8 protein-coding genes are annotated in these 12,898 nt (G+C 35.7%); 6 read left to right on the top strand and 2 right to left on the bottom strand.

Annotated elements, in window-relative coordinates; all coding sequences use genetic code 11:
• The first annotated feature begins 160 nt into the window (after positions 1-160).
• Positions 161-1,147 (top strand): phosphatase PAP2 family protein, encoded by a 987-nt coding sequence (locus ACYIAR_RS12875; protein WP_480329990.1) that lies wholly within the window; start codon positions 161-163, stop codon positions 1,145-1,147.
• A 4-nt stretch (positions 1,148-1,151) separates the two neighbouring features.
• Here ACYIAR_RS12875 and ACYIAR_RS12880 read toward each other — a convergent pair whose 3' ends face one another.
• Positions 1,152-1,562, bottom strand: a complete 411-nt coding sequence (locus ACYIAR_RS12880) for a secondary thiamine-phosphate synthase enzyme YjbQ (protein ID WP_480329992.1) — start codon at positions 1,560-1,562, stop codon at positions 1,152-1,154.
• Positions 1,563-1,771: 209 nt separating this feature from the next.
• Here ACYIAR_RS12880 and pruA point away from each other — a divergent pair, with 209 nt between their 5' ends.
• The gene (gene pruA, locus ACYIAR_RS12885) at positions 1,772-3,403 is read left to right on the top strand and encodes an L-glutamate gamma-semialdehyde dehydrogenase (RefSeq protein WP_480329994.1); all 1,632 of its coding nucleotides are present in this window, start codon (positions 1,772-1,774) and stop codon (positions 3,401-3,403) included.
• A gap of 117 nt (positions 3,404-3,520) precedes the next feature.
• Complete coding sequence (locus ACYIAR_RS12890; RefSeq protein ID WP_480329996.1) at positions 3,521-4,690, top strand: proline dehydrogenase family protein; 1,170 nt, start codon at positions 3,521-3,523, stop codon at positions 4,688-4,690.
• Positions 4,691-5,246: 556 nt separating this feature from the next.
• Here the strand turns inward: ACYIAR_RS12890 and ACYIAR_RS12895 are convergent.
• Positions 5,247-5,885, bottom strand: a complete 639-nt coding sequence (locus ACYIAR_RS12895; RefSeq protein ID WP_480329998.1) for an RNA polymerase sigma-70 factor — start codon at positions 5,883-5,885, stop codon at positions 5,247-5,249.
• Positions 5,886-6,475: 590 nt separating this feature from the next.
• On the opposite strand from ACYIAR_RS12895, the gene ACYIAR_RS12900 reads away from it, so the two are divergent.
• The 3 genes from ACYIAR_RS12900 (at position 6,476) to ACYIAR_RS12910 (ending at position 12,889) form a co-directional block, all read left to right on the top strand.
• Entirely contained in the window at positions 6,476-7,474 is a 999-nt protein-coding gene (locus ACYIAR_RS12900; protein ID WP_480330000.1) for a FecR family protein, read from the top strand.
• 450 nt (positions 7,475-7,924) lie between these two features.
• Entirely contained in the window at positions 7,925-11,185 is a 3,261-nt protein-coding gene (locus ACYIAR_RS12905; RefSeq protein ID WP_480330002.1) for a TonB-dependent receptor, read from the top strand.
• Positions 11,186-11,203: 18 nt separating this feature from the next.
• Complete coding sequence (locus tag ACYIAR_RS12910; RefSeq protein ID WP_480330004.1) at positions 11,204-12,889, top strand: RagB/SusD family nutrient uptake outer membrane protein; 1,686 nt, start codon at positions 11,204-11,206, stop codon at positions 12,887-12,889.
• Positions 12,890-12,898 lie beyond the last annotated feature (9 nt).

Raw genomic sequence — 12,898 nt, forward strand, 5'->3', positions numbered from 1 at the left:
AAAAGCCAAAAATACAATATTGCTAAACCGTGTGAATTTAAAATAAAGCATAAATATTTATATATAGCTTACTGTCAGATTCCTTTGTATGATTCAATTGGCTAAATTTGCAAAACTGAAATGTATGTGTTGGAATATCATTATTTGAGAGAGAGAAAAAATGGAGAAAGGGTTAGAATTTTTGTTCGGGCGCCTCGAACGCCGGAATTCTGTATTTGCGATTGAAAGCGTAGCTTTGATATATAATGCGTTGACGACGTTGATTATATTCATGCTTTTCAACCGGCTTGACAATCCCGGTCAAATGCTTTATGAGCGTTGTGGAATAGTTCTTCTTACCTTGTCTCTTATGACCGTATATAAGTTGCGTCCATGCCGTTTCACAGCGTTGATTCGCGTAATTGCGCAGATGTCTCTCCTTGCATATTGGTATCCCGAAACATATGAATTTAACAGTGTTCTGCCAAATTTGGACCATTGGTTTGCCGGAGCAGACCAGTTGCTGTTTGGCTGCCAGCCATCACTTGCATTCAGTTCACATTATCATTATAAATTTTTGAGTGAAGCTTTCAATATGGGATATTTCTTTTATTATCCTATGATATTCATGGTTGTGATATATTATTTTATCAAGCATTTTGAATATTTCGAGAAAGTGGCGTTCCTACTTACAGCTTCGTTTTTCATGTATTATATATTCTATATACTTGTTCCGGTTGCCGGTCCTCAGTTTTATTTCCCGGCAATAGGAATGGAGAATGTACTTGACGGCAATTTCTTGTCCATAGGTGATTATTTCCATCACAATCGAGATTTACTTCCCGGTCCCGGATATACTGACGGTTTTTTCTATAAGTTGGTGGAATCGTCGCAACAGGTTGGAGAAAGGCCTACGGCTGCTTTCCCCAGCTCTCATGTTGCCGTATCTACAATTGTGATGCTTCTGGCGTTTGATGCTAACCGCCGTCTGGCATTTTTGATGTTCCCATTCTATGTTTTGCTGTGCTGCGCTACGGTTTACATACAGGCGCATTATCTGATAGATTCCGTAATGGGATTCGTAACATCATTCTTTGTCCTCAGGTTTGTGATGTTCTTATACGAAAAATATTTTTCGGTAAGGCGCCTTTACGCAGTCCGGGCATAATTTATCAAGAAATAATAGTTGCAACGATTTTCCTTGCTCCGCCATAATTGCGGAATTCGCACAGATATATACCTTGCCATGTTCCGAGATTAAGCCTGTGGTTGGTTATCGGAATAGTTATGCTGTTGCCAATCATGGTTGATTTGGCATGAGCCGGCATGTCGTCATCGCCTTCGTAAGTGTGTCTGTAGAAACTTTCTCTTTCCTTTACTATATTGTTGAAAATACTTTCCAAATCAATTTGAACGTCCGGGTCGGCATTTTCGTTAATCGACAAGGCTGCAGATGTATGTTTGATAAACAGGTGCAGTAGCCCGAATTGCGGTAAATCCGGCAAATGTTTTTCCACTTCTGATGTAATTAGGTGGAAGCCGCGGCAATAGCTTGGTAGCTTGAATTCAGTTTGATTTGTCATAATTGTTGTAGTTGACAAGTTAACAAGTTGACAAGAAAACAAGGAGAAAATCTTATGAAAAATCCTTTCCCTCCTTGTCAACTTGTAAGCTTGTTAACTTGTCTCTTTTTTATTGCTATTTTAACACTTAAAGAATAAATAATTGAAAACTTTTTTCTAAGTTTACCGCAACAAAAATAAGATTTAACCTTTAATAATTACGAATTATCATGGATAATGCATTATTTAGATTTCCGAAGCCCATTAATGAGCCGGTAAAGAGCTATGCTCCCGGTAGTGTTGAAAAAGCAGCCTTGAAACAGGCTCTTGCGCAGTTGTCTTCAGAAGAATGGGATATACCTTTGGTGATTGGAGGTAAGGAAATCCGCACAGGCAATACTGGTAAAGTAGTTATGCCTCACGACCACAAACACGTATTGGCCACTTATCATCAGGCAGGAGAAAAAGAAGTTCAGATGGCTATTGATGCCGCTATGAAAGCTCATAAGGAATGGTCAGAACTTCCTTGGGTAGAAAGAGCTTCTGTAATGCTTAAGGCTGCCGAATTGTTTGCGACTAAATATCGTTATTTATTGAATGCCTCTGTAATGTTGGGACAGAGTAAGAATCCTTTCCAGGCTGAAATTGATGCTCCTTGCGAATTGATTGACTTCCTTCGCTTCAGCACATTCTATGCTAGCCAGGTTTATGCAGACCAGCCTTATTCTGAAACTGGTACTCTCAACAGAATGGAATACCGTGCATTGGAAGGTTTCGTATTCTCATTGACTCCGTTCAACTTCACATCTATTGCTTCAAACTTGAATATGGCTCCGGCAATGATGGGTAACGTTGCTGTTTGGAAACCTTCAACTACAGCTATATATTCAAACTATTTGTTGATGAAAGTATTCAAGGAAGCAGGTTTGCCTGATGGTGTTATCAACTTTATCCCTGGTAAGGGTAGCACAATCGGTAAAGTTATCACAGCAAGCTCTGACTTGGCTGGATTCCACTTCACTGGTTCTACATCAACATTCAATACTTTGTGGAGACAGATGGGCGAAAACCTTGGTCACTACAAATCATATCCAAAGATTGTTGGTGAAACAGGTGGTAAGAACTTCATCTTTGCTCATCCGTCTGCATCTCCTCTTGAAGTTGCAACAGCTATCGTTCGCGGTGCATTTGAATATCAGGGACAGAAATGTTCTGCTGGTTCTCGTGCTTATTTGCCTAAATCTTTGTGGAAAGACATCAAGGATTATGTTGGCGATATGCTGAAAGAAATCAAGATGGGTGATGTTCAGGACTTCACAAACTTCATCAACGCAGTTATCGATGAGGCTTCATTCGATAATATCATGAGTTATATCAACTATGCAAAACAGTCTCCGGATGCTGAAATTGTATTCGGTGGTAATGGCGACAAGTCTGTAGGTTATTTTGTTGAACCAACTGTAATCCTTACAACAGACCCAATGTTCAAGAGCATGGTTGAAGAAATCTTCGGTCCGGTTATCACAATCTTCTTGTATGATGACGACAAATATGAAGAAACTCTTGAATTGTGCGACCGCACTTCACCTTATGGTTTGACAGGTTCAATCTTCTCACGCGACAGATATGCTATTGATATGGCATTTAATAAATTGCGTTATGCAGCCGGAAACTTCTATATCAACGATAAACCGACAGGTGCTGTAATTGCTCAGCAGCCATTCGGCGGTTCTCGTGCTTCCGGAACTAACGATAAGGCTGGTGGTCCATTGAACTTGATCCGTTGGACAAATCCTCGTTGTATCAAAGAGGCTTTGGTTCCGCCAACAAGCTACGGATATCCTTTCTTAGGTGAGAAATAAAGAATAGAGACAAGGTAACGAGTTGACAAGTTGACAAGGGAAATAAGCCTTGTCAACTTGTTCCCTTGTCAACTTGTATCTAAATTGTTAACCTAATATTCCCCCCAATTAATCATTATGCTAGACTTTAATAATACCGAAATTGCCTTTTCTGCTAAATCAAATGCAGAGTTACAGAATGCTTATGTGTTGTTCAATACTTTGAAGCATCCGTCTATTGTAAAGATGGCAAGTGTTGCAAGTAATGTTGCCATAAAGATACATTTCCCATTGTCATGGGCTGTGAAGCCTACTTTATACAAGCAGTTTGTGGGTGGTGAGACTTTGCAGGACTGTCAGAAAATCATAGACCATCTCCGTAAATTTAACGTACGCTCAACTTTGGATTTCTCTGCAGAAGGAGAGCAGACTCCTGAAGGAATCAAGGCAACATTTGAAGAAACCATCCGTTCTATTGATTTTGCCAAAGGAAATGACAACTTGGCTTATGCTGTGTTCAAACCATCAACAATTGTTACAGATGAACTTTTGGCTAAAGCTTCAGAAAAACGTGAGGAGTTGACTATTGAAGAGATTAAAGAATTCCGTGAATTCAAGGAAAGATTTATGGCTTTCTGCCAGCGAGCTTATGATAATGACGTTCGTTTGATTGTTGACGCTGAGGATTATTGTTTCCAGGATGCTTTGGATGAGCTTACTGATGAAGCTATGCGCAAGTATAACAAGAAACGTGCTATTGTTTTTGCAACACTGCAGATGTATCGTCATGACCGTATGCCTTATCTTCGCCGCATATTGGAAGATGCGAAGGAAAAAGGATATATTGCTGGTGTCAAGTTCGTACGCGGCGCATATATGGAAGCAGAGAGAGCAAGAGCTGCAGAAATGGGTTATCCTGATCCGATTTGCAAGGATAAACCTACAACTGATGCAAATTTCAACGAAGCCGTACGTTTCACAATTGACAATCTTGAGCATTTCGAAATGTTTATGGGAACGCATAATGAGGAAAGTAACTATCTGCTAGCCAAACTTATTGACGAAAAAGGCTTGGCAAGGAATGATTCCCGCATATTCTTTGCTCAATTGTTGGGAATGAGTGATAATATTTCTTTCAACCTGGCTCACGAAGGTTATAACGTAACAAAATATGTTCCTTATGCAAAGGTCAAGGATGTTTTGCCTTATCTGATTCGAAGAGCTGAGGAGAACACTTCTGTGGCAGGACAAACCGGTCGAGAGCTGAGAATGCTTGAGATGGAAATAAAGAGAAGAAAGCAGAAGTAATGTTTCAGGTTACGAGTTGACAAGGCATATTAAACACAGAGCTCACGGAGGCACAGAGATTTTTTGTTGTTAGTTAAAGTTGAGTATTTGTGTCATTTTGTTATGAATTTATTGTTTTGGATAACTCGTATATTTGTGGTTTTACTAAAAAAACAATGAAATAAAGGAGTGTTTTTGTTGTTTCCGGAAAATGATTGCAATGGTTTCGGAAAATGATTGCAATGTCTCAGTCAAGTCTTCTAAATGATTTCGACGTGTCATTGCAATCTTTTTCTGAAGTTATTGCAATCATTTTTTTAACAAATGCTTTTCCCTCATATTTTTGCTTTAAAATCATGGAAAAATAGGCTTTAATATGCCTTTTTTGTCTTGGAAATTGAATTTTTAGAGAGATTTTCCTGATTTTGTATTACAGGAGTAATAGTTTGATAAACTGAAGAATATGCTGAAAAAATATGATTTAAACTTCACGAGAGTGCCAACAGAAATCAAGAAAAATAATTTAGCCTGAAAAATTGAATTCTCAGCATAGCAGAAATGACAAATTGTCAAAATGTCAAAACGTAATATTTCCGCCCATAATCATTTGAATAAGCAGACCAATAGCTTGTGTTTTATCTTCCAGGTGATATTGCTGCAATGTGGTTTTTAAATCTTCACGAAGAAGTTTGAGAGACTGCTGTATGCGATAATCAACAGTTTTGCTTGAAACACCAAGTTTTTCAGCAATTTCCTTATAAGTCATCTCCTCAAAACGATGCATTATAAAAGCTTGCCTGTAACTTTCCGGAAGTCTGGCTATTGCCTCACGAACTTTATCTTTAAGATCGTCAGTCTGATAATAAGATTTGTCTTGCAGAGTTTCCTGCATATACTCAAAGTATAAAGTATTAGCCTTGTTTCGGCAGTCTTTACTTGCAATTTTGTTTAATGCCCTGTTATAAACACTTCTGAATAAATATGACGAAAGACTTTTCTCAACAGTAATTTCTTTCCTGTTTTCCCATAACCACAATAATGTGTCCTGAACAATCTCTTCGCTGTCCTCCAATGAAACAAATTTATGGCAATAGGCGCAAAGTATCGGATAGAATTGACTGAACAATTTATCAAAAGCCTTTTTATCAGAATTCTTTAGTGAAGTAAGAAGATGGCTTTCTTTATCATCATTAATATGTATAGTCTGTTTATCCATCCGGTATTGAATTGTGTAGGCTAAAAGAGAAAACGCAGAGCATATCGATTATCACTGCATTGAGGCTCTGGACTGCCCACCTTATCGTAATTAATCAATAGCTCTGCGTCTTATGTGTTTATATCGTTTTAAAATAAAAAGCGGATATAACAACACAAACGCAGAAACTTTTACTGACAATTATTATCCCGATAAGGCTTGAAATTGTCCAGATTTCAATGCCGGGTTTATCAGTAAAGCCTTGCGCTTTTTCAAATATAAAGCAAATGTATGTATTTTTTTTGAAAAAAAACAAGAGGAGTTTAGGAACTTTCCTTTTTAGAAATGTCATAATAATAAAGACAAAAAATGTTGCATAGGTCTTTTGTGGTTAAAGATTTGTTTTTTATTCATTACATTGAGGCTCTGGCATAATGAATGAGTAAGGATTAATTTAAGGTTAATGAGTTCAACCTTTATGTGAGGTTTTATATTACTAAAGGTTGGGTTTCGAATGAAACATCAAAAGTTAATTTAAGGTTTTTAGAACCAGGGTGGCAAGATTCTCTGTGACAGAGAGTCTTGTTGGCTGGTTTTATTTTTTATGTTTTATGAATAGAATAAAAGAAAATATAGAAGATTTACTTTTCAGTTATTGCGAAGGAAAACTGAACGATGACGAAAGAAAGTATGTTGAAGAATGGATTTCTGTAAGTAAGGAAAATGAGGAACTTGCGAAAACTGTTCATGAACTTTATTGGGCTGCAGATACATTGTCTGTAATGGACAAGGTGGATGCCGGCAAAGCTTTGAAAAAAGCTAAAGGAAAATTGGTGAGAAGAAAGTTTAAAACAGTTTTCTTATGGGCTGAAAGAGCTGCCGCCATTATGTTTATCCCTTTACTTTCTGCATATCTTCTTCAAATTAAGAACTCAGATGTTGCGGAAGCCAGGATGATGGAGATTCGTACTAATCCAGGTATGACGACAGCTTTTGTATTACCTGATGGAACAAATGTTTCTCTGAATTCCGGTTCAGTTTTGAGATACCCGGAGTTTTTCAGCGAAGATAAACGTGAAGTAGAACTGATAGGAGAAGCTTTTTTCGATGTTACCAAAGATCCCAATAAACGTTTTGTTGTAAAAACTACGGGCGATGAACGGGTGGAAGTGTTGGGTACATCATTTAATATGGAAGCTTTCCCAGGAGATTCAATATTATCTACAACTTTATTGGAAGGAAAGGTCAGATTTGTTTCCGATGCAGGAAGTGTACAGATGAATCCGGGTGAGAAACTTGTTTATAATAATAAAACATCCAAGGCGAAACTTACGAAAACAAATGGAGAAGCTGAAACAGCATGGAAATATGGCAAAATAATTTTTGATAACACTCCATTTAATGAAGTTCTCCGTATGTTGTCAAAAAGATTTAATGTGGATTTCGTAGTGAAAAATGAGAAATACAGAAAGGATTCATTTACCGGAACATTCTCAACACAGCGATTGGAGCAAGTATTGGATGTATTCAGTATTTCTTCGAATATAAAATGGCGTTATGTTCCAACCGATAAAACAGAGGAAAAAAGAAGTAAAATTGAAGTTTATTGAAAATTTTTTATTCTTTGTTTAGGAGTTTTGTGTTTGGAAAATGTCATAAATATAAAACAATCATAAATCTAATAACTAATTCTTGTTTCTCGGTCTTAACAGTATTTGACGTGGGTGTAAATTGATAAATGAATAATGTTTAATTTACAAGTGCATTTTTATTATTGTCAATTTATTAAAAAAACTATGTTAACCTGAATTTATAGGATTGAGAAACTTAAAAAAATTGTCAGCATGAAGAAAAACGGAGATTAAAAAAACAAACAGAGAAATATTGGCGTATTTCTCTGCTTGAAATGAGTTAACCTGAAAAGATTTGTTTGGCGACAAATCATATTAAATCATTTTTTACCTAAAAAGCACAACAAAATTATGAGAAAAAAATGTATTACCCCATTAATATGGGATAAAAAAACGTGTGGACTTACGTTGCCTAAGGTCCCTATTGTTATGAAATCACTATTTTATGCATGCCTGCTTAGTTATGCAGGTCTGACATATGCTTCAAATAGCTATGCTCAGACTACAATGGTCAGCATTAATGTGGAAAATCAAACTGTAAAGGAAGTATTGGATGAAATAGAAAGTACAACGGAATATTCATTCTTCTATAATACACGTCATGTTGACCTAGATAGAAAAGTTTCTGTAAATATCAATAATGCAGATATTTTTGAAGTTCTGGATGATGTATTCAGTGGAACAAATGTCGTTTATTCTGTTAAGGATAGAAGTATTGTTCTTACTGTGAAAGATGCGTCTCCGGTAATAGCTCAAAATGATAATAAAATAACCGGTACTATTGTTGATGCTTCCGGTATTCCGGTTATTGGTGCTAATGTTATGGTGAAAGGTACAACAAATGGTACTATTACGGATATGAATGGTAATTTTACTTTGGATGTTCCGAATGATGCGGTTTTAGAAATATCTTATATAGGTTATTTAACTCAGCTAGTAAAAGTTGGAAGTCAGAAAAATATAGCTATTACATTAAGAGAGGATACTCAGAAATTGGATGAAGTTGTTGTGGTTGGATATGGAACTCAGAAGAAAGCAAATCTAACAGGTGCTGTTACTACTGTATCTATTGATGATATGACAAAACGACAAGTTGGTCAAACCTCAATGGCATTGCAAGGCTTGATACCTGGAGTTGCTATTACTCAGAGTAGCGGACAACCAGGTGCTGATGGTGGTACTATAAGCATTCGAGGAAAAACGACATTAAACAATAATGATGCATTGATATTGGTAGATGGAGTTGAGATGGGTATAAATGATATAGATCCATCTTTGATAGAGTCTATTTCTGTATTAAAAGATGCTGCTTCATCTGCTATTTATGGTTCAAGAGCTGCGAATGGCGTTATTTTGATTACTACAAAACGTGCTGATGCAGATAAGTTCTCTGTTTCTTATAATGGATATGTAGGTTGGCAAAGTCCAACAGATTTACCTGATAAAGTAGGAGCTATAGATCATATGTTAATGATGAATACAGCATATACAAATATAGGTAAGTCTCCATTATATTCGGATGAATATATAGAGGAATATCGTAAAGGAATGCTTACGGATCCAGATAAGTATCCTGATACAGATTGGTATAAAGAGTCTTTAACGAATAGTGGTTTGATGCAAAGTCATTTTGTATCAATAAGTGGTGGCTCAAAGAGAATAAGAACCAGTGCAAGTTTTGGATACCTTGATCAAGAAGGTATTACTGAAAATACAAATTATAGCAGATATACTGTACGACTTAATACAGATATGGATATTGCTAAAAATCTATCTGCAAGAATTGATGCTCACTTAGCTATGGTTGATCAAAATGCTCCAGCTAGAATTGGAGAGGCTTTTCATTGGATGAGTAGAATTCCTGCAAATCAGGCAGGTGTTTTGACTTCAGGACAGTGGGGTGAAGGATGGAATGGTGATAATCCTATAGCATTTACTAATGATGGAGGTTTGAAAAAACAGAAGAAACCTACAGCAGTAGTTAATGCAACTTTAAATTATAAACCATTTGAATGGCTGACTTTACAGGGAAATTATGCAGCTAATTATTGGGAGAATCATATTTCTAATTTTAATAAAATGGTTCAGACTTATAAATATGATGGAACTCCATATTACAGATCTCCTCAAAAATCTACATTGACAGATGAGACTCAAAGAAACTTTAGAAATTTATTGACTTTGTCTGCAACTTTTGAGAAACAGTTCAATGATCATGGTTTAAAGGTATTATTTGGTTATCAGCAAGAAGATTATCGTTATGATAATCATCGAGGATATCGTGAAAATTATGCATTTCCTGATTATCCTGTATTGGATGCTGGAGGTGAAGAAAATCAAAAGGCCTATGGTAATTCTTCAGAATGGGCTTTACGTTCATATTTTGGTAGGATTAATTATGATTACAAAGGTAAATATTTGTTAGAGGCTAATATTCGTTATGATGGCTCTTCAAGATTTGCCTCGGGAAATAAATGGGGTGCTTTCCCATCATTTTCTGCAGGTTGGAGAATATCTGAAGAATCTTTCTTTGAACCAATAAAAGATGTTGTAAACAATTTGAAAATAAGAGCCTCATGGGGACAGCTTGGTAATCAGAATATCGGGGACTATTATCCATACTTTTCAATGGTGAATCTTGATAATAAGTATGTTTTTGATAAAACTATTTCTTCAGGAGCTGCAATTGTAAATATGGCAAATAAAAATATAACTTGGGAAACAACAACTTCTACAGATATAGGTCTTGATGTTACATTATTTAATAAATTAAATATTACAGCAGATTATTTCTATAAAGTAACAGATGATATTCTAATGAAACTGAATATTCCATTGATTATAGGTATGAATGCTCCTCAGCAGAATGCCGGAAAAATGGAGAATAGAGGTTGGGAAATAGCTTTAAGTTATGCTGATCACGTTGGAGATTTCAATTATAGAGCATCTTTTAATTTATCGGATGTCCGTAATAAAATCTTGGATATGAGAGGTGTGAATGAAACAGGGTTGACTGTAAACCGTGAAGGAGAAGAAATGTATTCTTTATATGGTTTGGAAGCTATAGGATATATTCAGCCAGAAGATTATGATGCTAATGGTAATTATATGGGAGCTACACAGTATGGAAACTTCGGACCCGGTGATATCAAATATAAAGACCAAAATGGAGATGGTGTTATAAATACTTCTGATTATGTGATAATAGGAGGTACTATTCCTAGGTATACATTTGGATTATCTCTTTATGGAGAATATAAAGGAATAGATTTGAATTTGTTATTACAAGGTGTAGGTAAAGCTAATGGTTATATTTATGGTCAGGGTATACAAACCTTTATTGAAGGAGGTACAGTACAAGAACAGCATAAAGACTACTGGACTCCAGAGAATAGGGATGCAGCTTTCCCTAGATTGGCTTTTAATGAGGTAAATAATATGCAGAATTCGTCATTTTGGATGAAAAATGCAGCTTATATGCGTTTGAAAAATATCCAACTAGGATACACTTTACCTAAGAAAGTTTTACAGAAAACACCCCTTTCATATGTCAGATTCTACGTTAGTGGAGATAATTTATTGACAATAGATAAGTTTTGGAAAGGATTTGATGTTGAAGCTCCTGTAGGTAATGGTGGTTATTACCCACAGATGAAGACTATGAGTATTGGTGTTAATCTTAGATTTTAATATAAAAATATAATAGAGATGAAAAAGTTATTATTATATATAGCAGCTACATGTTCTGCATTAAGTTTGGAGTCTTGTAGTGATTTTCTTGATAAAAGTCCTATAAGTTCACCTTCAGATCAAAGTTTCTTACAGACAGAAACAGAAATGCAAATGGCATTGACTGGATGTTATTCTTCTTTATGGACTAACTGGGAAACAATGACATTCTTTTTATCATTGGACGAAGCTTCAGATATAGGCTATGAGAGAAATACAAATGCTTTACAGGTAATGGCACAAGGTGCAGCTGATGCTAAAAACGATATTGCATTGAATTATTGGAAAGCTTTTTACCAGGGAATTTCAAGATGTAATTATCTGATTGAAAATATGCATAGAGGAGAATCTGTGGTTGACCCAGATGTGTTTAATCAAATAAAAGCAGAAGCAAAGTTTTTAAGAGCATTATATTATTCATATTTAATTGAATTATATGGAGATGTTCCTTTGATAACAGAGACATTAACATTGGAAACAGCTCAACAGCCTAGAACACCTAAAAGCGAGGTTGTAGATTTTATTTTGAAAGAATATACTGAGGCTGCAGAGTTTTTACCTGTGACTAATAATCCAACTTCAGGTCATGCGACAAAAGGAGCTGCTTTAGCTTTGAAAGCTAGGACTGCTTTATATAATGAACGTTGGCAAGATGCTATATCTGCATCTAAATCTGTGATGGAAATGGAAGGTTCTGAATATATTATTGAAGATGATTATTCTAAACTTTTCAAGTATGAAGGACAAACATCTAAGGAGGTTGTATTCTCTGTTCAATATCTTTTGGGTACTCAGGTTCATGCACTTTATCGTTTGTTTGGATCTAGAAATGCTTTAGCACATACAAATAAAAAACCAGCATATCAACTTGCAGATTCTTGGGAATGTATAGATGGTAAACAGATTGATAAATCTCCGTTGTATAATCCACAAAAACCTTATGATAATAGAGATCCAAGGTTGGGATATACATTGGCTGTTCCTGGTTCAGAATTCTTAGGATTCCAGTTTGAAACTCATGGAGATAGTTTGAAATGTTGGAATTATATGACTAATCAACGTGTTGATAATTTGGAGGCGACTCATGCTTATGCAACTTTTACTGGAATATGTTGGAGAAAATATGCGAATATAGAAGACAAGGATGCTCTTAATGATTGTGATATGAATACTATATTGATTAGATATCCAGAAGTTCTTCTTACTTATGCTGAAGCAAAAATAAAAGCTGGAGAAATTGATCAATCAGTTTTGGATGCAATTAATAAAGTTCGTCAACGTCCGTCAGTTAATATGCCTCCTATTACTACAACAGATCCTACAGAATTATTCTATGCAGTAGCTCGTGAAAGAAAATATGAATTTGCAGGTGAAGGTTTACGTTTGTTTGATATAAGACGCTGGAAAATTGCAGAGATTGTAATGAATCAACCTTTACTTGGAAGGATGAAGAAGGCTTATCCAGATAAGGCCCCAAGAATTGATGAATGGGGTACTGCTTTTTATGATGATATACCTATTGCGTCAAGTGGAGAATCTTCTGATTATAAGATGCGTTTGGTTGATATTCGTAAATTTGATAAAAATAGAGATTATTTGTGGCCTATACCTTATATTGAAAGACAGACAAATCCGAACTTGACTCAGAATCCAAATTACGAATAAGTAATATAA

The sequence above is a fragment of the Parabacteroides sp. KHUB-01 genome, assembly GCF_056640935.1.

What these genes read in the sequence shown, in the direction of transcription:
- ACYIAR_RS12875 (WP_480329990.1), top strand. Translation starts at nt 161, where the DNA reads ATGGAGAAAGGGTTAGAATTTTTGTTCGGGCGCCTCGAACGCCGGAAT.
- ACYIAR_RS12880 (WP_480329992.1), bottom strand. Translation starts at nt 1,562, where the DNA reads ATGACAAATCAAACTGAATTCAAGCTACCAAGCTATTGCCGCGGCTTC.
- pruA (WP_480329994.1), top strand. Translation starts at nt 1,772, where the DNA reads ATGGATAATGCATTATTTAGATTTCCGAAGCCCATTAATGAGCCGGTA.
- ACYIAR_RS12890 (WP_480329996.1), top strand. Translation starts at nt 3,521, where the DNA reads ATGCTAGACTTTAATAATACCGAAATTGCCTTTTCTGCTAAATCAAAT.
- ACYIAR_RS12895 (WP_480329998.1), bottom strand. Translation starts at nt 5,885, where the DNA reads ATGGATAAACAGACTATACATATTAATGATGATAAAGAAAGCCATCTT.
- ACYIAR_RS12900 (WP_480330000.1), top strand. Translation starts at nt 6,476, where the DNA reads ATGAATAGAATAAAAGAAAATATAGAAGATTTACTTTTCAGTTATTGC.
- ACYIAR_RS12905 (WP_480330002.1), top strand. Translation starts at nt 7,925, where the DNA reads ATGAAATCACTATTTTATGCATGCCTGCTTAGTTATGCAGGTCTGACA.
- ACYIAR_RS12910 (WP_480330004.1), top strand. Translation starts at nt 11,204, where the DNA reads ATGAAAAAGTTATTATTATATATAGCAGCTACATGTTCTGCATTAAGT.